Below are 21201 nucleotides of genomic sequence, written 5' to 3'. Positions count from 1 at the left end.
CTAATAGTTGAGATTCACCGCCAGGAGCTTAAGCTCGGTCATCTCTTCGATGGCATAGCGGAGGCCTTCCCTCCCGACGCCCGAATCCTTTACGCCGCCGTAGGGCATGTTCTCCACCCTGAAGCTCGGATAGTCGTTCACGATTACGCCTCCTACTTCGAGGGTGGAATAAGCCTTGAATGCTTTCTTGATATCCTTCGTGAATATGCCGGCCTGGAGCCCGTAGCGCGAATCGTTCACCTTCGCCAGCACGTCGTCGAAATCGCTATACCTCTCGGCGCACACCACGGGCCCGAACACCTCTTCCCGGACGACCCTGCAGCCGGGCGGCACGTCCACGAGCACCGTGGGCTGTATGATGTTCCCGTCCCTCTCGCCACCCGTGAGTATTTTCCCGCCGCTTTCGACGGCCTCTTCTATCCACTCCATTATCCTGTCGGCGGCGCCCGTATCTATGACGGGGCCGACGTCCGTGTCTTCGAGCATCGGGTCCCCGGTCCTGAGCTTCCTGGTCTCCTCGACGAACCTCTCCAAAAACCCGTCGAACGCCTTCTCGTGGATGTACATCCTCTGGACGGATATGCAGCTCTGCCCCGCCTGGTAAAAGGCCCCCCACGCGTTCCTCGACGCCGCGAACGCGACGTCCGGCGGGTCCTCGTCTATGACAGTAGCGGCGTTCCCGCCGAGCTCGAGAGTAACCTTCTTCTTCGAGAACTTCTTCATGAGCTCCCAGCCTATCTCGTCGCTGCCGGTGAACGATATCTTCCTTATCCGCCCGTCTTCGAGCACGGGCTCTATGTCCCCGCCCGGAAGCGGCAGTATGTTGAGGACGCCCGCCGGGAGCCCGGCCTCGATCGCGACCTCGCCGAGCATGAGCGCCGAAAGAGGCGTCTGCGACGCGGGCTTAAGTATCATAACGTTCCCCGACGCAGTGGCCGGGGCGACCTTATGCGCCACTAGGTTAAGCGGAAAGTTAAACGGCGATATCCCCGCGACGACGCCCAGCGGAAACCGCCTCGCCATCCCGAACATCCCCTCCGTCCCGGGGATAAGGTCCATCGGCACGAGCTCCCCCTCGCCGAACCTCCCCGCCTCGTCCGCCGCGGCGGAGAATGTCGCCGTCCCGCGCCCCGCCTCGACGCGCGCCGTCTTGAGCGGCTTTCCGCCTTCGAGGACGAGGGTCCTCGCGAACTCCTCCTTCCTCTTTTCGATGCCGTCGGCGATGTTTCTCAGTATCCTCCTCCGCTCGTGGCTCGGGCTCGTCCTGAACTTCCGGAACGCCTCCTCGGCGTAGCCTATCGCTTCGAGCGCTCTTTCCTTCGCCGGAATGTTTATAACGCCGGCGACATCCCCGTTGTACGGGCTCTTTATCTCCCGTTTCTTCTCCCCCGTCTCCCACTTTCCGTTTACGAGATATCCGAACTCTTTCGGCATGATCAGGCTCCGTTGTATGCAGACTTTATTTGTAATTATAGGAGACGTGCGTGGGTTTACCAACAGCTAAGTTAGTCGGTGGAGATTGATATGACTGACAGTTTTTAACTAGTTACGGATATGGATGGATTGAAGTGGAAGTGAGACTCCGGGCGAATGGTCCTTTCGCCCGGAGTATGTGTAAATTTATAATTCCAGTATGTCGAGCCTCGGCTGCTCTTTTATGATTCCCTTCTCGTGCGCCCTGTTGAATAGGTATTCGAGGGCCGCCTTCCCCTTCCCGCCGAGGTCTATGGTGTAATCGTTCACATACATGAGGACGAACTTCTCCCCGACGTCCTCTTTCATCCCGCGCCCGAATTCGAGCGCGTATTCGAGCGCCTCGTCCTTGTGGCCGAGCCCGTACTCGATGCTCCCCTTGTGGACGCGGAGGATTTCCCTCTGAAGGTCCTCCGGGATGTCTCTCCTGACGACGTTAAGCCCGAGCGGCATCGGAAGGGGCGTTTCCTTCGCCCATAGCTCCCCTATGTCGAACAAAAGCTCGAGCCCCGCTTCTTTATAGGTGAGCTGCCCCTCGTGTATGAGAAGCCCCGTTTCTATCTCTCCGTTCGCGACGGCCGGCATTATCTCGTCGAACGGCATCTCGACGGGTACGAACCCGTCCGCATAAATGCAAAGGAGGAGATACGCCGAGGTCAGCATTCCCGGAACGCCTATCTTCCTCCCGGCGAGGCTGTCGAACCGCTCCCTTGCCACGACTATCGGCCCGTATCCCTCGCCCATGCTGGCGCCGCTCGCGAGTATACGGTAGTCGTCCTGCACCTTCAGATACCCGTGCGCCGATATGGCCGTCATTTCGAGCTCCTTGTTGAGCGCCCTCTTGTTAAGTGACTGTATGTCTTCTATAACGTGTACGAATTCTATTTTGTCGGACGTCACCTTATCCTTCGCTACTCCATAGAACATGAACGCGTCGTCCGCGTCGGGGCTGTGCCCGAGCCTCATTATCTGCTTACTCACAGGTGATGGTACCTCCCTAGTTTTTCTCTTCGGCGTAAATCTCGACGCCCGGAATCTTCTCCGAAATCCCGAGCCCCGACAGGAGCTCGCTGTATTTCACGATGCCCTCCCGCTCCCTCGGGCCGAGGTCATATTGTATCCTTTCCGTAAGGTATGTCACGCACGTCGCCTCGTCCATGCCGAGCCTGGCCGCTTCGATGCGCGCTATCCCGGCCGCGTGCGCCCGGCCGTACGCCATCGATTCCGCAAGCGCGTCCACGTTCCTCCCGAGCGAAACGCCCCTGTTAACGGCAAAGACAGCGAACACGAACGGGAGCCCCGTCTCGGCCGTCCATATCTCCCCGAGGTCGTAAACGCTATACCCCGCGGGCGGCGCGTACATCATCTCTAGCCCGAGGTCCCCGATTATCATCCCGGCGTCTACACCGTCCAGGAATCCTTCCTTCGTCGCGTCCCTCGGCGTGTAGGAAGGCTTTAGTCCGTGAAACACTTCGAGGATCACTCGGAGGAGCGCGGTCGAGCTCTGCGACCTCAGATCGACGGCAACAGTCCTGACATTTTTAAGCTTCTCCTTCGCGAGGAGTACGACGCTATCCACCTTCCCGTACGACGATATAGATATACCGGGCACCGCGCTGTACGTGCCTCTCTTTAAAAACTCCGCGACCGGGATCAGGCCGAGGTCGATCTCTTTTCGTGACAGCATGCCCGAAAGCTCCGAGGGCGGCGTCTGTACTATGCTGAAGTCGTGCTCGACGAGGCCGTTCTCTATCGCGTAAGTAATGGGTTTTGCGTTAAGGAAGGATACGGAGCCCAACTTTATTACGGTCTTTTTTGCGCTCATGTCGGATTGTCTTAGGAAGCCGCGCGCCGGGAGGAAATCCGCTCCCCGGGCTCGCCGGCAGGGCAGGGGGGCTACAGCGTGCTCAGGTCTCCCTGCCATCTTCGCGGCAGGAAGATCGTCTCGTAAACCGAAATCGCGTACGAATCCGTCATTCCCGCGATAAAATCGCAAACGGCCCGCTCGTGCGTCTCGCCCTCTCTCGGGGGGTTCCCGCCGTACTTCCTGAATTCCTCCTCGTTCTCGCAGAAGTATTCGTATAATTCCCTTATGACCTTTGTCGCCTTGAGGAAATTGTTCTTGATCTTCTCGTTCATGTATACGGTGTTGAAGAGATAACCCCTGAGATCGACCATCGCCCCGGCGACCTCGTCGCTCGCGGCCACCTTCTCGCCGTCGTTCCTTATAGTCTCCGTTATTATGTCCGTAACCATCCTGTTGATCCTTTCGGAGCTCGTCCTGCCGAGTGCGTTGATGCACCTCTCCGGCACGTCGTCTATCGTTATTATGCGAGCGCGTATGGCGTCGTCGAGGTCGTGGTTGGCGTATGCCACGAGGTCCGAGATCCTGACGACCTGCCCTTCGAGGGTCTCGGGCCTGTACGCGGGGTTGTCCACCGCCCCCATGCCCTTCGAATGCTTGGCTATCCCGTCCCTCACCTCGTGCGTCAGGTTTAGCCCCTTCCCGCCCCTTTCGAGAACGTCCACGACCCTGAGGCTGTGTATGACGTGCTTGAAACCGCCGGGAAAGAGTTCGTTGAGTGCAGCCTCGCCCGCGTGCCCGAAGGGCGTATGCCCGAGGTCGTGTCCGAGGGCTATCGCTTCGGTGAGGTCTTCGTTGAGCCTGAGTGCCCTCGAAATAGTCCTCGCTATCTGCGACACCTCTATAACGTGCGTGAGCCTCGTCCTGTAATGGTCGTCCGTCGGCGCGAGGAATACCTGGGTCTTGTGCTTCATCCGCCTGAAGGACTTCGAGTGTATTATCCTGTCCCTGTCCCTCTGAAAATCCGTCCGTATGGAGCAGGGCTCCTCGGGCCTCCGCCTCCCCTTCGATTCGGCGCTCAGCGCGGCGTACGGCGAAAGTATCTTTCTCTCTATCTCTTCCGTGTGCTCTCTTATGTTCAAATCTGTTTCCCCGGGTCTCCGCCTTCCGTCAGAGCCTTACGCTGACGCCCCTTCCGTTCATGTGCTCTTTCGCTTCCCTTATCGTGTGCTCGCCGTAATGGAATATCGACGCCACGAGCACGGCGTCCGCCTCTCCTTCCCTGACCCCCTCCGTAAGATGCTCAAGGGTTCCGGCGCCTCCGGATGCGATCACCGGTATCGAAACGGCTCGCGAGACGGCCCTCGTAAGCGCGAGGTCATACCCCGACTTCGTCCCGTCCCTGTCCATGCTGGTAAGTAGTATCTCCCCCGCGCCGTTCTCCTCCATCTTCCTCGCCCACTCGACGGCGTCTATCCCGGTGGGGTTCCTCCCGCCGTGGGTGTACACCTCCCACCTCCCGGGCGAGGACTCCCTCGCGTCTATAGCGACGACGATGCACTGACTGCCGAACTTCTCCGCGGCCGCCCTGACGAAATCCGGATCCTTCACGGCGGCGGTGTTTATGGAAACCTTGTCCGCCCCCGCCAGGAGGAGCTCCCTCACGTCCTCGAGGGTCCTTACGCCCCCGCCGACCGTGAGAGGCACGAACACCTCCCCGGCAGTCCGCCGGACGACGTCTATCATCGTGTTCCTCTCTTCGTGCGAGGCGGTGATGTCGAGGAAGCATATTTCGTCCGCCCCCTCGTCGCTGTATTTCTTCGCGATCTCGACGGGGTCCCCGGCGTCCCTCAGGTTAAGGAAATTGACGCCCTTCACGACCCTTCCGTCCTTGACGTCGAGGCAGGGTATTATTCTCTTGGATAGCATTTACGAGTACCTTGATACGGCTTCTTTGAGGTCTATCGATCCTGTGTAGAGCGACTTCCCGAGTATCGCGCCGTAAAGCCCACCGAGCCCGAGCGAGTCGAGCTTTTCGAGGTCGGCCATGGTCGCGATTCCGCCCGACGCTATTACTGGCAGCGGCGACATCTCTATAAACTCGCGGGCGGCGTTCACGTTTATCCCTTCCATCGTGCCGTCCCTGTCTATATTCGTGTTGAGTATTATCGACACCCCGGCCTCGTGGAGGTCCCGGAGCGCTTCTTTCGTATCCGTGTCTATCACTTCCTTCCAGCCCTTTACGGCGATCTTCCCGTTCTTCGTATCGAGGCCGACGGCTATCCTGCCGGGGAACTCTTCGCACGCCTGTTTGAGAAAGTCTGCGTCGTTAAAGGCGGCGGTGCCGATTATCACCCTGTCGATGCCGAGGCCGGCGTACTCCCTCACGGTCTCGATGTTCCTTATCCCGCCGCCAACCTGTATGCTGCACTTGACTGAGGCCCTTATATCCTTCACTGCCGCAAGATTCCCCGGCTCGCCCTTAAAGGCCCCGTCGAGGTCTACTACGTGAATCCACTTCGCTCCGGCCGCCTCCCACTTCGCGGCCACTTCCCCGGGCCTCTCGGAAAAGACGGTCTCCGTCCCTTCCTCGCCCTTGTACAGCCTCACGCACTTTCCGTCTTTAAGATCTATGGCAGGTATTATCAGCATTTATTCGGTCGTCAGGAATGTATTGAAGTCGGACGCGGCCTTCCTCGCGCCTTCCCTCGCGAGCTCGTCCGCCGTAATCCACTTCGCCCCTCTTTTAAAGAACTTGTCTATCTCGTACAGGTTGTCCAGGAGCGGCCTCTGGGTCTCGGTAAAGTAGGTCTCCCACAGTATGCTGCCGTCCTTCGTGCTCAAAAGCTCGACGCTGAAAGCGACAGTAGCGGGCGACTCGACGCCCGCGCCCGAGCCCTTCCTTTCCGTGTACTCCGATATAACGCCCGTAAACACGGCGTCCACGCCGAGCTTCCTTCCGGCTTCGACCGCGGCGTCCCGGAAGTAAGAGACGGGATTGTCATACGTCACCCCGGCGTACGCGGCCTCGGATTCCTTGAGCGGTGTGATCTTCACGACGCTCCCCTGTGCTACGAGCGCGTCGTAAAAGGAGATCATGAGGAACCTCTCCTTGTCTGAAAGCGCTTCCGCCGGCATCTCCGCCGACAGGGAGGATTTCGAGCTGAACGGCATGACGGCAGCCGTCTTCACCTTCTCCCTTAACGGCACGCGAGGTCCGGCGGGCTCCTCCGTCTGCGCGTGTGCGGGGTAAGCACATGCGGCAAGGAACGCAATCATAATAAAGGTTTTAAAGACTGCACGTAGTTTACCCATACGCCCATAAATATACTGGATAATAGGATTAGTTAAAGAATCCCGGCGGCCGCGCCGCCATTTGTAATACTCTAAAATTTCCTCATAATTAAACCCATGAGCTACTGGCTTGTTAAGTCCGAGCCCTCGGCATATTCCTGGGACGACCTCGTCCGCGACGGCCGTACGGACTGGACCGGCGTCAGGAACTACCAGGCGAGGAACAACCTCAAATCCATGAAGAAGGGCGACCTCCTTCTCTACTATCACAGTAACGTCGGCCTCGCGATAGTCGGGATCGCGAAGGTGATCAGGGAGGCTTATCAGGACCCGACCACGGGAGACGACAGGTGGGTCGCCGTAGACATCGAGCCGGTAAAACCCCTCAAAAATCCCGTCGCGCTCGCCGACATTAAAAAGGAAAAAGGCCTCGGGAATATCGCCCTCGTAAAGCAGGGCCGCCTTTCGGTCGTGCCCGTCACGAAAGACGAATACGACACCATACTCAAAATGAGCGCCGGATAGCTCCCTTTCCTTTGACAATCCACCCCCCGCGATTTAAGGTATGTCCCGATGCCATTATCCCAACACGAAAACGAGCTCATTGACAAGATGCTGTCCGGCGACAGGGTAGCCCTCGCGCGTCTCATAACGCTCGCCGAAAGCCGTCACCGCTCTCTCCCGGCTGTGCTCAAGCGTCTCGACAATCTTTCGGAGAGGTCCTACATAATCGGCGTCACGGGCCCGCCCGGTGCGGGGAAAAGCACACTCACGAACAGGCTCATCGCGCACTACAGGTCCCTCGGTAAAACGGTCGGCGTCCTCGCCGTCGATCCGTCGAGCCCGTTTTCGGGCGGGGCCATACTCGGCGACAGGATTCGCATGCACGACCACTCCATGGACGACGGCGTCTTCATAAGGAGCATCAGCACGAGGGGCACCCACGGCGGAATATCCCGGGCTTCGAGGGAGATAATAAAGCTCTTCTCCGCGTTCGGGCTCGACTACGTCATAGTCGAAACGGTCGGCGTCGGCCAGAGCGAGCTCGACGTGATACGCATAGCCGACACGGTCCTCGTCGTCCTCGTCCCCGAGGCCGGCGACGGCGTCCAGACGATGAAGGCGGGGCTCATGGAGATAGCCGACATATTCGTCGTCAACAAGTGCGACAGGGAAGGGGCGAATCTCATCACGGCCGAGATAAGGCAGATCGTCTCCCTGAAGTCCCCCGGCAAGGAATGGAAGCAGCCCGTCCTCATGACGAGCGCGGCAAAAGGGGAGGGGATAGACAAGCTCGCCGCCGAGGTCGAAAGGCACAGGGAATTTCAGGAAAAGACAGGACGCCTCGGGCTCAAGCGCGAAACGCGCAGGGAAGAGGAATTCTCCGAGATAGTAAAGGAAGCGGTCGAAGCGGCCGTCTCCGAAAAGCTCACCGGGAATGAAGTCAAAAAGATTTACGACAGGGTGAAAAGGGGCGAGCTCGACCCATACGAAGGCGCGAAGCTCGTTTTATCGAAAATCATCTAGCCTGTTCCTGTCCCCTCTTTTTTTGTCTTTCCGGTCCGATTCTTTCCCCGCCGGCAACCGCAGTCCCCTTTCGTGGTAACCTTAGCCCTATGGAAGAGCTCCTTTTCTACGTGCCGGCCCTCCTGGTCCTCCTTTCCGCCGCGGTCACGGACGGCGCGGACGACTACGCCGAAATGCGCTGGAGGATGGTCGAGGACCAGATCATCGCACGCGGCATAAGGTATCCCGCCGTCATAAACGCCATGCTTAAGATACCGAGGCACGAGTTCGTCCCGCCCGGGTCGAGGGAGTCCGCCTACGGCGACAGCCCCGTTCCGATAGGCAAGGGACAGACGATATCCCAGCCCTACATAGTCGCCCTCATGTCAGAGATACTGAAGCCGGCCCCGGGGCAAAAGATACTCGAGGTAGGCACCGGCTCCGGGTACCAGACGGCCATACTCGCCGAAACGGGGGCCGATGTATACACGATAGAAATCATCCCCGAGCTCGCCGAGAGGACGCGCAGTCTCCTCGAAAAACTGGGTTATACGGACATTCACTTCAGGGTCGGCGACGGCTATGCCGGGTGGGGGGAAAACGCGCCCTACGACGGCATCATAGTAACGGCTGCTCCGGGCGACGTGCCCGAGGCCCTCGTCTCCCGGCTCGGGGAAGGCGGCAGGATGGTCATCCCCGTGGGCGGGGAAAACCAGGAGCTTCTGCTTATAGAAAAATCCGGGAAGGGCGTCTCTTACAGGAAGGTCACTTCCGTCCGGTTCGTCCCCATGACGGGCGAGCCCGGGCCTGAAAAGGCCTAGGGGCACGAACCGCGTATCCTCTTCTCGAATTCCCGTCTCTATATGTCGAGGCTTATGAAATTCCCCTTCTGCACCTGCCGCGAGCTCTCGATTATCACGCCGGTCGATGTCGTATCCCCGACTTCCAGGACGACGATCTTCCCTATGAGCACTCCCGGTATAACGACGTTCTTCCCCGCGTCGGGGTCCCACGACTTTCTCGGCGACGTGTATATAGAAAACACGTTCCCGGGCACGACTGAGTTTCTCTTTCCGACGTCCAGGTAAACGACGTCTCCGCTTCCCGAAAGCTCGACGTTGTTCTTGTTATCGACGATGAAGCCGTCCACCCTCTGGACCCCCTTCTTCATCACGACTTCCTTGACGAAGGACTCCTCGGGCCTCACTCTCGCCCCGCGCATTATCTCCTGGTAGGCCTCCGTAATAACGGCGGTCGATTTCCTCTTCCCGAGGACCTCTATTATCTCGAGCTCCCCGAGGACGGCAACCTTGTATCCCACCCTGTTCCCGGATACCGGGTGGGTGATGGGTTTCGAAGTCCTGTATATCGTATACCTGTCCCCGGTGCCGGCCCCGTTCTTCGTGCCTATGTTCGTGTACACGATGTCGCCAGTGCCGAGCAGCATCTTCGGAGGCTCCGACGTCAGTATAGTCCCCATGTGCTCCCACTGGCCGGGGGATATGAATCCCTCGGACCCTCCGCGCGAATAATAAAAGACGGGAGGCGGAGGCTCGACGTCGTCGAACGTAACCTTGTGGGCCTTGGGCTCCACCTTCACTACCGGCAGTAAGGGCTGCTCCGGCTTAAGCGAAATCACGTCGCCCGGGTATATCCTGTTCGGGTTGTCTATGTTCGGGTTGAGCTCCCAGAGCCTCGGCCAGAAAAGCGGGTTCCCGAAGAACCTGCCTGAAATCTTCCAGAGGGAATCGCCCGGCTTTACGACGTATATGGTCGTCCCGTCCCTGGGCGGCGGAAGGCTCCCCTGCGCGAGGGCGACCCCCGTAAACAGGAGCACAGCGATTATGGTTCTGACATACATCCCGTCCATCCTCCGTATAAGACCGGCCCCGTCTTTAGGGCCGCTTTTTCAGACTGTTTTCAATTTTACACCCGTTTCCAGCGAATTAAAAGTAATTTAAAATTCTTTTAAGCTTTCATATCGACGACTTATAGACTATACTTAAGAAAACTTGTAAGGTTTAGATATAAAACAGCCCGTATAATACGGTATGGACAACCGGATTTTAATTAATGTTACGTTCAACGAAACCAGGGTGGCCGTAATGGAAAACGGCTCTGTGGCGGAGCTCTATCTCGAAAGGAAGTCCGCCCCGAGGATCGTCGGCAACATCTACAAGGGCATCGTCGGAAAGGTCGTCCCCGGCATGCAGGCGGCGTTCGTGAACATAGGGCTCGAAAAGTCGGGCTTCATCTCCGTCGAAGACGTTCACGAAGACTCGCTCTACGACTTCTTCCTTGAGAACGAAGGCGAAGCGAACCACCACAAAAAACACAGCAGGGGGCTCATACAGGACATCCTCCGCGAAGGTCAGCACGTGCTCGTCCAGGTGCTAAAGGAATCGGTCGGCGGCAAGGGGCCCAAGCTCTCCTCGTTCATCGGCATACCCGGCAAATACACCGTCCTCCTCGGGAACGCCGACATCGTCGGAATCTCCCGCAAGATAGAATCCCAGAGCGAGCGAGACAGGCTCAACGAAATAGTAAGGCGCATAAAGCCCGAGGGGATAGGGCTCATCGCACGCACGGCCAGCATCGACGTATCCGAGGAAGACCTCCGTCAGGATACGCGGGAGCTCCACCGCCTCTGGACCGACATTAAAAAGAGAAGCGACGAAACCAGGACACCGTCCCTCCTTTACGAAGAGCCCCGGCTCTACATAAAAGCGGTCAGGGATTTCGTCTCCGGCGATATGAGCCGCGTCGTCGTCGATTCGAAGGAGGCCTATGACGAGATCATCTCCTACGTGAAGAGGTACCTGCCCGATTCGGGCGTCAGGGTCGAGCTCTACAAAGAGCCCGAGCCCATATTCATACGCTACGGAGTCGAGAACGAGATAAGGAAGATATTCAACAAAAAGGTGTGGCTCAAATCGGGCGGCCACATAATCATCGAAGAGGCCGAGGGCCTCACCGTAGTCGACGTCAACACGGGAAGGTTCCAGAGCGGCAAAACGCAGGAGGATACGATCTACAGGCTCAACCTCGAAGCCGCGACCGAAATCGTAAGGCAGATCAGGCTCCGGAACCTGGTCGGCATAATCGTAGTCGATTTTATCGACATCAAGAACCGCCAGCTCCGCGACCAGATATACGAGGCCTTCGTCGAGGCGCTGAAGCGCGACCGCGCAAGGTCGGCGGTGCTCGAAATGTCCCCCTTCGGCGTCATACAGATGACACGCCAGCGCCTCCGCGAAAGCGTCCTCACGGAGCTCGCCGAGCCCTGCCCATACTGCGACGGCTCGGGGTACCTCAAATCCAAGGACACGATCTCCTACGAGATAATCCGCGAGATAAGACACAAGGCGGGAAAACCCGGCGTAACCGCCGTCGAGGTCCAGGCGGGCCCCCGCATAATCGAAAAGCTCCGCGAATTCGAGCAGGAAGGGCTAAAACGCCTCGAAAAGGAATCCGGTGTCCGCATATCGTTCAAGCCCGTCGAGGGCCGCCTCGGCAAGTACGAGGTCAAGGCCTCCTGATCCGGCCCCCCTGTTGCCTTTTCTCTCCTTCAGGCGCTATTATTAACGAAAACCGGGGGACGCACCGATGATAAAAGCCGCGGGATTTCCGCTAATCATTCTCCTTGCCGCGCTGCTACTCGTTCCGGGCTGCAGCCGCGACGAAACTCCGTCCGCGCCCGACGAGACGGATATTTCATCCGGTGCAGGCGACGAAGTGGACGAGGCGTACGAAGAGGAGGAAGAGGGGCCCGAAGCCGCGGGAGATTTCGACGCCCCGGCCCCGGCCATCCCGTCTCTCGCCAAAATAAGATCCGTCTCGGTCGAAACGATAACGGGCAATCCGAGGGACGGCTTCAAGGCGGTCATCCGCTTCGACGGCGCACAAAACAGCGACATAAGATACATGTACGACTGGACTGTCAACGGCAACGATATTTCGGGCGCGATAGAGGAAACCCTTCCGTGGCAGGAGGGGTTTAAAAGGGGCGACATTATAGGCGTCACCGTCACCCCCTACAGCGACCTCGGGCAGGGCGCGGCCACCGCGGGCGGCGCGTTCGCGATTCCCAATTCCCCGCCCGTCATACCGTCAGAGCCCGAGGCGTCGTTTACGGACGGGAGGTTCGCGTATACAGTCGTCGCCGAGGATCCTGACGGCGACCCCGTGGATTTCACCCTCCGCGGCGCTCCCCCCGGGATGACGATAGAGCCCGCGACAGGGCTCATAGCCTGGGAATACGGCGAGGACGACGCCGGCGAATACAAGGTCACTGTCGTCGCCGCCGATTCCGAAGGGGCGTCCGTATCCCGGGAGCTGACGCTCACGATAGCCCCCGGCTCCGGGGAAGAGTGAGGCGCCCACGATTTCGCCGAGGGCCGGCTTCGGTCTGATATACACCAAATTATTTCGCAGGTATATTTAATCCATAAGGGTTGGATTACGAAGCTGCGGCACGCAGCTTTATAGGGTGGAAACTATAAATCTCGCCGGGTGAAATCGTGAGAAAATCGTTTCAGGCAGGCATGTTTATCGAGAAAAAGATCGAGACGAAGCCCGAAATGGCGGCGTCCCGGTTCCACAGGAACTCGCCCCAGGTCCTTTCGAGCCCGTCTCTGGTAACGCTCATGCAGACGACCTGCGCCGATCTCATGGCCCCCTTTCTCGACGGCTCCGAAATGGTCGTAAGCGTCCGGATCGAAATGAACCACTTCGCCTCGGCGCCCATAGGCTCGACGATACTCGTCAGGGCCGAGATACTCAGGATCGAAGGCGACAAGGTCTACTTCCGTATAGACGCTCACGACGAGTTCGAGCGCATCGCGGCGGGCTTTAACGACATGTACATAATCAACGAGGAGCGGTTCGAAAAGGGTGTAAAAAAGAAGCTGGCCTCGCTGGCCGCAATGCGCGTCCGCTCGGCCTGAGCCTCTAATTCCCACACCCGGTTAAAATCCCTCGACGGAGCGAAATGATGAGCAAAGGCGTTCTCGAAAACCTCTATCACGTGGCTATAGCGGTCAACTCCATAGACGAGGTCGAAAGGGTCTACGAAACCGCCCTCGGCCTCAAGGTCGCCCACAGGGAAGTCGTCGAGGACCAGAAGGTCAAAACGTCCATGCTTGTGCCGGAAAAGGGCGGCTCCGCCATAGAGCTCCTCGAGCCCCTTAGCGAGGATTCCCCCATCTCGAAATTCCTCGAGAAAAGAGGCGAGGGCATTCACCACATATGCTTTGCCGTTGACAACATAGAGCTCGCCCTCGAAAGGCTGAAGAAAGAAGGCGTGAGGCTGATAGACGAAACGCCCCGCGTCGGGGCCTACAACTCCAGGGTCGCCTTCATTCATCCGAAGGCCATGAACGGCGTCCTCATAGAGCTCGCGGAGCTGTCCGAAGAATAATCCCGTTACCCGTCCATTTAAAAAAAGAAGTAGGCGGCCACTGTAATAACTATCCCGGATACTATATTCAGCACGAAGCCCGCTTTTATCATCGTCCTCTGCTCGACGAGCCCCGTCCCGTAGATAAGCGCGTTAGGGGGCGTTCCCACGGGCAGCATGAACCCCATCGACGAAGCTATACCGACCGCGAGCGCAAGCGCTTCGGGTGACGACTGCCCCGTATCCCGCCCGAGGGCGAGGAATATCGGCACCATTATCGCCGCGCTCGCGGTGTTGCTCGCGAATTCCGTGATGAGTATCGTGAGCATCACGGAGCCCAGCACGAGCACGAACGCGCCGTGCACCGAAAGATGATTTTTCACTATGTCGGCCAGGAACCGGCTCGCCCCGGTCTCGGACAGCATCGCGCTCAGGACCAGCCCTCCGCCGAAGAGGAGCAGGACGCCCCAGTCCGTGAATCTCGATATCTCCTTCCACTCTATAGTCCTGAAATAAACGAGGAGGACTATCCCCAATATCGCCACGAGTGAATCGAACTCCTTGTCTATCCCTATCCACGACGATATCGGCCTGCTGAAGAGCCAGAGGAAAACCACGATCGCGAAGACGAGCCCCACCCTGTACCCGCTCCCGCGATCCACGAGCCCCTCTATGTCGGCGATTTGCGAGATTTCCACCCTCGGCAGCTTCGGTCTCAGGACAAAATAAAGCACCCCGACCATCGCCGGGATGAGTATGACGACGAGCGGCAGTCCCACGAAGAGCCAGTCCCTGAAATCCATGCCGAGGTTGGCAGCGGTAATGGCGTTCGGGGGCGAGCCTATGAGCGTCCCGAGCCCGGCAATGTTCGCCGAGTATGCGACGCCGAGCAGTATGAATGCATCGGTCGCGGGCGACTCCGTCCTCAGCTTCGATATCAGCCCGAGCGCCACCGGCAGCATTATGGCGGCCGTCGCCGTATTGCTTATCCACATGCTTATAAGCGAAGTCGCACCGAAGAGCCCCAGTATGGCGTATATAGGCTTCGTTCCCGCGGCGTTCATTATGTAGCCCGCTATGTACTCGTCGATGTTGTGCTTGTGAAGGGCGGCGGCGAGGGCGAACCCCCCGAGGAAAAGGAATATGACGGGGTTCGCGAAATGGCTCAGCGCGCTCTTTACGTCCATCACCCCCGCGGCCACGACCAGTATCGGCACCAGGAGCGCCGTCACGGCAAGGGGGAGGGCTTCCGTGAACCAGAGGATCGCAATGAACGCCAGTATCGCGAGCCCCTTGAGCGTGCTCTCTTCCGCCGGGACGAAGAAATATATGCCGAGTGATACGAGCCCGCTTACGAGTATGATGATGTTTGTGCGCATATCGATGAACGTGTGCGGCGGAGCACTGGCCTGCCTGCCGGAATAAACATACATAAATTTACGTTCATTTCCTTATAGTCTGTCATTCCCAACGATTTCGAGCGAGCGAGGAATCGGACGCCGTTCCCTTATCTCGCAGACGTTCATCCAGTACTGCTCGCAATTTACCATCTTTAGCATAATGCTTGTATCTGCCGCGGTGAAGCCTGCGGGCGAAGCCGGGTCGGGAATCCAGTATTTATCCTTGTTTTTTTGTAGTCATCCTGAACTTGTTTCAGGATCTAAAAATCTTTTAAAGCGTTAAAAACAAGCTACTTCTACTTTTGCTTGGCCAAAGCATAAAGTGTATTTTACGATCGTATCTGCAAAACAGAATTGAATCGCCTTTTGCGCGTCAGTTGGTTAATCGCATTGTCGATGCTGCATCGATTTCCCGCACGAGTGGCGCGCCGTCCAGAAAAGGTATTGCTTCGCTTCCCAGCGAAGCAATTTTATGTTTTGGCCGAGAGTAGAATTTGCCCGTCATTGCGGAAAGCATGCTACGCTGGCCCGATCTTCTCTATAACCCAGAGCCTCTTCTCCGTCCACCTGCCCCACGCGGGAATGATAAAGAGATACTTCCCCCGCATCCTTTCGCCCCCGACGCTCAAGACCATCTTTATCTTGTTGGACATTTCAATCGTGCACGCCCCCCGGTCCCAGGGCTCGGCCTCTCCCCTGCCGTATCCGTCCCCGTAAGCACACTCTCCCGGCACTCCTTCGGGGATGTCTTCCGGCGCGCTCCCCCCGACGGCCAGCCTTTTGTCTTTTTCTTCCACTGGTATGCCGGACGGCACGATCCAGTGCATGGCGCGCCCGTCCCCGCTGGTCACGAAAAGGTCCCAGTGCGGCGCGTCCGTCTTGTGCCGGAATACCGCGTAGCTAAACGTTTCTGTCATATATGAGCCTCAGTCCCCGTAGGGTCAGGAATTCATCGACGTCCTTTATGGTCCTGCTCTCCTTCGCGATGAGAGGCGCGACTCCCCCCGTGGCGGTAACGTACGGCGGCGTCTTCATCTCTGTCTTTATCCTCTCGACTATGCCGTCCACGAGCCCCGCGTAGCCGTAAACAAGCCCCGACTGTATGCTCTCGACGGTCGTCTTGCCGATTATGTTCTCGGGCTTCACGATCTCCACCCTCGGGAGCTTCGAGGCCTCCCTGTAAAGGGCTTCGGACGATATCGTAAGCCCGGGGGTTATGACTCCCCCCATGTACTCACCCTTCTCCGATATGCAGTCGAATGTCGTCGCCGTGCCGAAATCGACCACAATCACGCTCCCCCTGTGCTTCTCGTATCCGGCGACGCCGTTCACTATCCTGTCCGCCCCCACTTCCTTCGGGTTGTGATAGAGTATGGGCATACCCGTCTTGACGCCCGGGCCGACCACGAGCGGGTTCACGTCGTAATATGTCTTTATGGCGTTGAATACGGTCGATTGTATGTTCGGGACGACGCACGAAACGGCCGCGCCCGTTATGGAGCCGGGCTCGATGCCCTTTATTTCCATGAGGTCCCTGAAGAGTATTCCGTATTCGTCCGATGTCTTCGATTTGTCGGTGGCGATGCGCCAGTGGGACACTATATCCTTTCCGTCGAATATGCCGAACACGATATTCGTATTCCCGATGTCTATTGCGAGAAGCATCTTTATTTTCGGGGTCTTATGCCTTTGGATGCGGCGGCCTCGGCTTCCGGGAGAACGGCCGTTTTGAGGTTTCCCCCGGGCGCGCCTTTACTTAAGTCCCCATCTCCTTCTTAGCGACCATTCCGAAAATAATAACCCCAATATCAGCAAAAGAAAGAACGGGCTGTCCCAGAGCTCCTTCGTCTCGTATCCCGTAACGGTCTTCTTCCTCGAATCGTCTATCCTGAGCCTCCCGGCGCCGTCACCGGACCTTATATAAACGCCGCCGCTCCCGGACGCAATCGATTTCAAATAGCCCTCGTCGGACGTCGGCCCCCTCACTTCCTTCGAAGGAGGGGCGACGATGAACGATATGCTGCCTCCAGGCTCCTCGTCCGCCGCGCCGTCTCCGTCCCCGGCCGCCGTCACCCTGTATATACCCGTATCTCCGGCCTCGATTTCAGCGGTGAACATGTTGTCACCGGCCCTCTCCAGTGTCAGCCGCTCCGCTCTCCCGTCCGGGCGGACGAGCCTCGCGCTCGGGCTCTCTTCCGTCCCCCCCCCGCCGAGCTCCCATATGCGTATCCCGGCCTTCTCGCCGGGTCCGTATACGGCCCTGTCCGTCTCGACCCGCACGTCATTCAAATCCGGGTCGTTCACGAACCACAAAAACAGCCTGTTCCAGAATTTATCGTACATCGGCGAAACGTCCCCCTCGCTCCCCCGGACGAAATTCCATTTCCAGGACGAATCCGAAAGGAACGTGGCCGCCTTCCCGGTGCCCACCTTGGCCACGGCCAGTATAGGCTCGCCGTCGGGCGACACGAGGAGCGGCACGGCGCCCTGGCTTAGCCCCTGCACCATGTTGAACCCTTCGAGCTCCGGCATATCGTTCCACTCTTCCTCGTTCTTCCTCTTGTCGGGGAATATCCTCATTATCGGGTGGTTCTTCCCCGCCATGGTGAGCTTCGGGTGCACGTTCCGGTCGTTTATCGTCTCGGTCAGCCCGCGCGGTATGTAATCGAGCTCGACGGGCAGTATTTCCGAAATGGGCGTCGCTCCGTAATTCCCGCTGTCGAAGCTCTTGTTCCCGCCTATCATCAAAAACGCCCCGCCCTCGTTTAAGACGTAATCCCTTATGCTCCGGAGATGAAATCCGAAAATGCCGTAGGGCTGGAAGTTGAAATTCTGGAATATTACGATGTCGAACGTCCCCAATTCAGAGCCGAATATCTCGTTCACGGGGAATGGTATCAGGCTAAGCTCGTTCTCCGTCGCGAACACGAGGTCCGTCGGGTCCCTCAGGATAAAAAACGAAACGAGGTCCACGTTCGGGTTCCGCTTTAGCGCCTTCCTCAAAAACCTGACGTCCCACGACGGGCTCCCCGCCACGTGCAGAATACGAATCTTGTTTATGATTACGTCGGTGTAAAAAGACTTCTGGTTGTTTTCGGTTATCGTTTCGTCCGCCATCACCGGCACGGCGGCCGTGTATATCTGCCGCCCGAGCGTAAGCGGATTTATCTCGAATTCGACGCTCCCGGCCTTGGACGAGCCGTCTATCGCGACTTCCTTGATAGCCACCAGCTTGTCCCCGTCGTACAGCGATACGGGAATACTTATGCCGCCTTTCCCGATCGTCCTGACGTTCACCCGGACGGAATAGGGGTACCTCAAAAACGAAACCTCGCTCGACTCGACGCCGTCTATCCACAGGTCCGGCGAAGCGTCGCCCGAAAGCGCCCCCACGGTATTTATTCTGAGCCCGCTTTTCTTGTCTTCGCCGTCTTCGCCTGCCGTATCCCCGTTGTTCCCGCCGTCGGAGATTATTATTGCCTCGTCGAGCTCGCCGCGGCTGTTTCTGCCGCGAAGCTCCTTCAGCAGCCTCCCGAAATCCGTACTGCCGTCGCTCGGCTCCTCCGACAATAAAGAGTCCCGCGAGGCGGGCGTAAGGCCGCTGCCGAACGTGTAATATTCGACTACGAAATCATCGTCCAGGCCCGAGAAAAATCCGGAGTTGTCCTTAAGGAATTTCCGCGCGGCGTCGATGCGCGTCTCCCCGCCCTCGCCGCTCGGGAGATTCATGCTCCACGACCCGTCCACGAGCACCGCGAGCCGGCGCTTCTCTTCCTTATAGCTGTCCACCCTCACGGCGGGGTTTAGGAGAAGGAAGCAGATAACCAGGAACGCGAGAACGTGAAGCGACAATATGACGGCCCTTTTCCGGAAGCTCTCTATCGACCTCGAGCTCCTTACGGAGCCGTAAATCACGATGGCCAGGAATACGGCGAATATCGCAGCTTCCTTAAGTCCGGGCGGGTCTAAAAACACGAGCGAGCTTACGGCGCTTTCCATAGGTAAAAATTTACCACACGTCCGCCGTATTTCCCGCCCGTCAGAATATTAGCAGCTTCCCGTCCTTCATTATAAGCTCGCCGTCCACGCTCACCGTGGGGCTCATGACCACCCCGTCCAGGTGGCTCGCGACGCGGACGATCCCGCCCATGCTCTTGTTGTCCCCGAATGCGATGTGTATCGTCCCGATGACCTTCTCGTCTTCCAGGACGTGCCCGGTTATGCGCGCCTTGTCGTGGGTTCCTATGCCGAGCTCGGCGAGGTTAAACGCGAGCTTCCCGTGCGGCTCCATTATCGATACGAGCCTCTCGGCGCCCTTGCCGCCCGTGATCTCGGTCGCGAATCCCTCCTCCACCTTCACCCTTATCACCTCGTCTTCCAGTATCCCCACGCCGGCCATCGAGCCGTCGAACACGACCACACCTTCCGACTTCCCTTCGAGCGGCGCTACGTACGCCTCGCCGGCGGGGAGGTTGCTGAAATCACCCGGCTCGTGGTTCCTCCCGGTGTCGGACTGTCCCTCCCTCCCCTCGACGGCGAGGTTTATGTCCGTCCCCTTTTCGGACGTCACCCTCACGTTCGACGCCTTCGATATGATCGCGGCGAGCGCGTCGCTCCTTTTGGCTATTGCGTCGTAATCGGCGTTGAGCGTCCTCACCATCATGTCCTCCGTTATCCCGGGGAGGGTCGCTATCCTGACGCCCGCCTTACACGCATTCCGCCTCGACTCCGTGTGGCTTAGCGATTTCGACGTCGGTATAAGTACCGCGTCCACGAGCTTCATAAGCTCGGCTACGTATGCCGGCGGCTCCTCGCCGTTCGACTTCCTGGGGATTATCTCGATGATAGACGCCTCCGCTCCCGCATCCCTCGCCGCCTCCCAGAGCGCGTATCCTATCTTCCTCGACGGCTCGTCGGTTATTACGAGAACGCTCTCCCCTTCCTTAACGGCCATGCAGTCGATCACGGCAATCTTCGCCGCGCTTTTTAGCTCGTCCATTTTCATGCCTCCGAATGCTGCTTTGATTTGCGCTGTACCCTGCCGGTATTATAATATGCCCTGACCGGCGGCCCACTGTAAATGCTGGGCCGTATTCCAGGGAGGCTGAATGAAAGGCGTGGGCATAGTGACGCCATACTGGCCCGACATCGAACCCGGCGAGCTCGTGGAATTCGCCCGCCTCGCCGAGGCCCTCGGCTACCACTCCATATGGGTCCCGGAAATGTGGGGGAGGGACGCGTTTTCCATACTCGGCCTCCTCGCCGCGAGCACGACCCGCATAAAGCTCGCGACCGGCATCGTCCCCGTCTTCAGCCGGGCCCCTTCCGTGATCGCGCAGACTATCGCGACGCTCGACGAGATCTCGGGCGGCCGCATGATACTCGGGCTCGGCACGAGCGGCCCGGCCGTCATAGAAAACTGGCACGGCATGAAGTTCGAAAAACCCCTTCAGCGGACGAGGGAATACGTCGAGATCATCCGGATGATCCTCTCGGGCGGCAGGGTCGATTACGACGGAGAGATTTTCAAGCTCAAAGGGTTCCGCCTCCAGTTCAAACCCCTCCGTCCCGATATCCCCATACTCGTCGCGGCGATAGGGCCGAAAAACATACGCCTCACGGGCGAGGTCGCCGACGGCTGGATACCGTTCCTGCTCCCGAGGGAGGGCATAAACGAGGCCGGAAAAGAGCTCGCGCTCGGGGCGGAATCGAAGGGTAGGGCGGCTTCTGAGCTATCGGTCTGCCCCTATATAACGACATCGGTCTCCGAAGACCCCGAGGCTGCGAAGGCGGCAGTAAAGGAGCACGTCGCCTACTACGTCGGCGGCATGGGCGCGTACTATTACAACACACTCGTAAGGTACGGCTACGGCGAAGAAGCGGGCGCTATCAGGAGCGCCTGGGAGAAGGCAAACAGGAAAGAAGCCATTTCCGCGGTGAGCGACGGAGTGCTCGATTCGCTCTCCGTATCCGGTACGCCCGGGCACGGGAGGTCGATAGTCAAAGCCTATATCGAAGACGGGATGGACCTCCCCGTGCTCCTCTTCCCGCCGAAAGCCTCGCGCGGGCTCGTCAGGGAATCTATGGAATCCCTCGCCCCGCCCTACGCCTGACGTCGATCTCTCTAATCATTCCCAACGATTTCGAGCGAGCGAGGAATCGGACGCCCTCCGCCGATCGCAAGAAAGCATATCTGGTACTGCTCGGAAATATCTCAAATTAAAATAGTGAGAAATCTCTTTTGCCTTTTCACACCCCCTTGGGAAAAGGGTGTACAGACCTGGGACATAGGTTACAGGTGTTCGGAGACATGGGTAACAGTTTTT

The 21201-nt window shown here is 58.3% G+C and carries 21 protein-coding genes; 8 read left to right on the top strand and 13 right to left on the bottom strand.

Going from position 1 to position 21201, the window contains the following annotated elements:
- The 7 genes from PKC29_06630 to PKC29_06600 all read right to left on the bottom strand — a co-directional run bounded on the left by PKC29_06630 (window position 1) and on the right by PKC29_06600 (window position 6487).
- Window positions 1-1434 (bottom strand): aldehyde dehydrogenase family protein, encoded by a 1434-nt coding sequence (locus tag PKC29_06630; GenBank protein HML95088.1) that lies wholly within the window; start codon window positions 1432-1434, stop codon window positions 1-3.
- 186 nt (window positions 1435-1620) lie between these two features.
- Window positions 1621-2454 carry an ABC transporter substrate-binding protein gene (locus PKC29_06625; GenBank protein ID HML95087.1) on the bottom strand — a complete coding sequence of 278 codons (834 nt, stop codon included), beginning with the start codon at window positions 2452-2454 and terminating at the stop codon, window positions 1621-1623.
- 16 nt (window positions 2455-2470) lie between these two features.
- Complete coding sequence (locus PKC29_06620) at window positions 2471-3298, bottom strand: menaquinone biosynthesis protein (GenBank protein ID HML95086.1); 828 nt, start codon at window positions 3296-3298, stop codon at window positions 2471-2473.
- A 71-nt stretch (window positions 3299-3369) separates the two neighbouring features.
- Complete coding sequence (locus tag PKC29_06615) at window positions 3370-4419, bottom strand: deoxyguanosinetriphosphate triphosphohydrolase (GenBank protein ID HML95085.1); 1050 nt, start codon at window positions 4417-4419, stop codon at window positions 3370-3372.
- A gap of 28 nt (window positions 4420-4447) precedes the next feature.
- Entirely contained in the window at window positions 4448-5206 is a 759-nt protein-coding gene (gene hisF / locus PKC29_06610) for an imidazole glycerol phosphate synthase subunit HisF (protein ID HML95084.1), read from the bottom strand.
- A complete protein-coding gene (gene hisA, locus PKC29_06605; GenBank protein ID HML95083.1) occupies window positions 5207-5929 on the bottom strand; it encodes a 1-(5-phosphoribosyl)-5-[(5-phosphoribosylamino)methylideneamino]imidazole-4-carboxamide isomerase in 723 nt (240 codons plus the stop codon).
- Complete coding sequence (locus PKC29_06600; GenBank protein ID HML95082.1) at window positions 5930-6487, bottom strand: hypothetical protein; 558 nt, start codon at window positions 6485-6487, stop codon at window positions 5930-5932.
- Window positions 6488-6688: 201 nt separating this feature from the next.
- Here PKC29_06600 and PKC29_06595 point away from each other — a divergent pair, with 201 nt between their 5' ends.
- The 3 genes from PKC29_06595 to PKC29_06585 all read left to right on the top strand — a co-directional run bounded on the left by PKC29_06595 (window position 6689) and on the right by PKC29_06585 (window position 8898).
- The gene (locus tag PKC29_06595) at window positions 6689-7096 is read left to right on the top strand and encodes an EVE domain-containing protein (GenBank protein HML95081.1); all 408 of its coding nucleotides are present in this window, start codon (window positions 6689-6691) and stop codon (window positions 7094-7096) included.
- Between the two features lie 48 nt (window positions 7097-7144).
- Window positions 7145-8098: a methylmalonyl Co-A mutase-associated GTPase MeaB gene (gene meaB, locus PKC29_06590; GenBank protein HML95080.1), complete on the top strand. Its 954-nt coding sequence runs from the start codon at window positions 7145-7147 to the stop codon at window positions 8096-8098.
- 89 nt (window positions 8099-8187) lie between these two features.
- Entirely contained in the window at window positions 8188-8898 is a 711-nt protein-coding gene (locus PKC29_06585; protein HML95079.1) for a protein-L-isoaspartate(D-aspartate) O-methyltransferase, read from the top strand.
- 38 nt (window positions 8899-8936) lie between these two features.
- Here the strand turns inward: PKC29_06585 and PKC29_06580 are convergent, their stop codons facing one another.
- A complete protein-coding gene (locus PKC29_06580; GenBank protein HML95078.1) occupies window positions 8937-9938 on the bottom strand; it encodes a LysM domain-containing protein in 1002 nt (333 codons plus the stop codon).
- Window positions 9939-10128: 190 nt separating this feature from the next.
- Between PKC29_06580 and PKC29_06575 the strand changes: the two genes are divergently transcribed.
- From PKC29_06575 to mce, 4 genes are all read left to right on the top strand, one after another.
- Complete coding sequence (locus tag PKC29_06575) at window positions 10129-11616, top strand: Rne/Rng family ribonuclease (GenBank protein ID HML95077.1); 1488 nt, start codon at window positions 10129-10131, stop codon at window positions 11614-11616.
- 67 nt (window positions 11617-11683) lie between these two features.
- On the top strand, window positions 11684-12451 hold the full coding sequence (locus tag PKC29_06570) for an Ig domain-containing protein (GenBank protein ID HML95076.1): 768 nt from the start codon (window positions 11684-11686) through the stop codon (window positions 12449-12451).
- Between the two features lie 146 nt (window positions 12452-12597).
- Window positions 12598-13023 (top strand): hotdog domain-containing protein, encoded by a 426-nt coding sequence (locus PKC29_06565; GenBank protein ID HML95075.1) that lies wholly within the window; start codon window positions 12598-12600, stop codon window positions 13021-13023.
- Window positions 13024-13070: 47 nt separating this feature from the next.
- Window positions 13071-13496 carry a methylmalonyl-CoA epimerase gene (mce, locus tag PKC29_06560; protein HML95074.1) on the top strand — a complete coding sequence of 142 codons (426 nt, stop codon included), beginning with the start codon at window positions 13071-13073 and terminating at the stop codon, window positions 13494-13496.
- 17 nt (window positions 13497-13513) lie between these two features.
- Here mce and PKC29_06555 read toward each other — a convergent pair whose 3' ends face one another.
- The 5 genes from PKC29_06555 to PKC29_06535 all read right to left on the bottom strand — a co-directional run bounded on the left by PKC29_06555 (window position 13514) and on the right by PKC29_06535 (window position 19874).
- On the bottom strand, window positions 13514-14908 hold the full coding sequence (locus tag PKC29_06555) for a DASS family sodium-coupled anion symporter (GenBank protein ID HML95073.1): 1395 nt from the start codon (window positions 14906-14908) through the stop codon (window positions 13514-13516).
- Between the two features lie 485 nt (window positions 14909-15393).
- The gene (locus tag PKC29_06550) at window positions 15394-15792 is read right to left on the bottom strand and encodes a hypothetical protein (protein ID HML95072.1); all 399 of its coding nucleotides are present in this window, start codon (window positions 15790-15792) and stop codon (window positions 15394-15396) included.
- On the bottom strand, window positions 15776-16540 hold the full coding sequence (locus PKC29_06545) for a type III pantothenate kinase (protein HML95071.1): 765 nt from the start codon (window positions 16538-16540) through the stop codon (window positions 15776-15778). The genes PKC29_06550 and PKC29_06545 overlap by 17 nt, the downstream gene beginning before the upstream one ends.
- An 87-nt stretch (window positions 16541-16627) precedes the next feature.
- Window positions 16628-18874: a glutamine amidotransferase gene (locus tag PKC29_06540; GenBank protein HML95070.1), complete on the bottom strand. Its 2247-nt coding sequence runs from the start codon at window positions 18872-18874 to the stop codon at window positions 16628-16630.
- Between the two features lie 40 nt (window positions 18875-18914).
- Window positions 18915-19874 (bottom strand): aminopeptidase, encoded by a 960-nt coding sequence (locus tag PKC29_06535; protein HML95069.1) that lies wholly within the window; start codon window positions 19872-19874, stop codon window positions 18915-18917.
- Window positions 19875-19983: 109 nt separating this feature from the next.
- Here PKC29_06535 and PKC29_06530 point away from each other — a divergent pair, with 109 nt between their 5' ends.
- Window positions 19984-20988 carry an LLM class flavin-dependent oxidoreductase gene (locus tag PKC29_06530; GenBank protein HML95068.1) on the top strand — a complete coding sequence of 335 codons (1005 nt, stop codon included), beginning with the start codon at window positions 19984-19986 and terminating at the stop codon, window positions 20986-20988.
- Window positions 20989-21201: the final 213 nt, after the last annotated feature.

This window comes from Thermodesulfobacteriota bacterium, from assembly GCA_035325995.1.
GTDB lineage: Bacteria > Desulfobacterota_D > UBA1144 > Nemesobacterales > UBA2774 > JADLGH01.
This window is presented reverse-complemented; position numbering and strand designations above follow the sequence as displayed.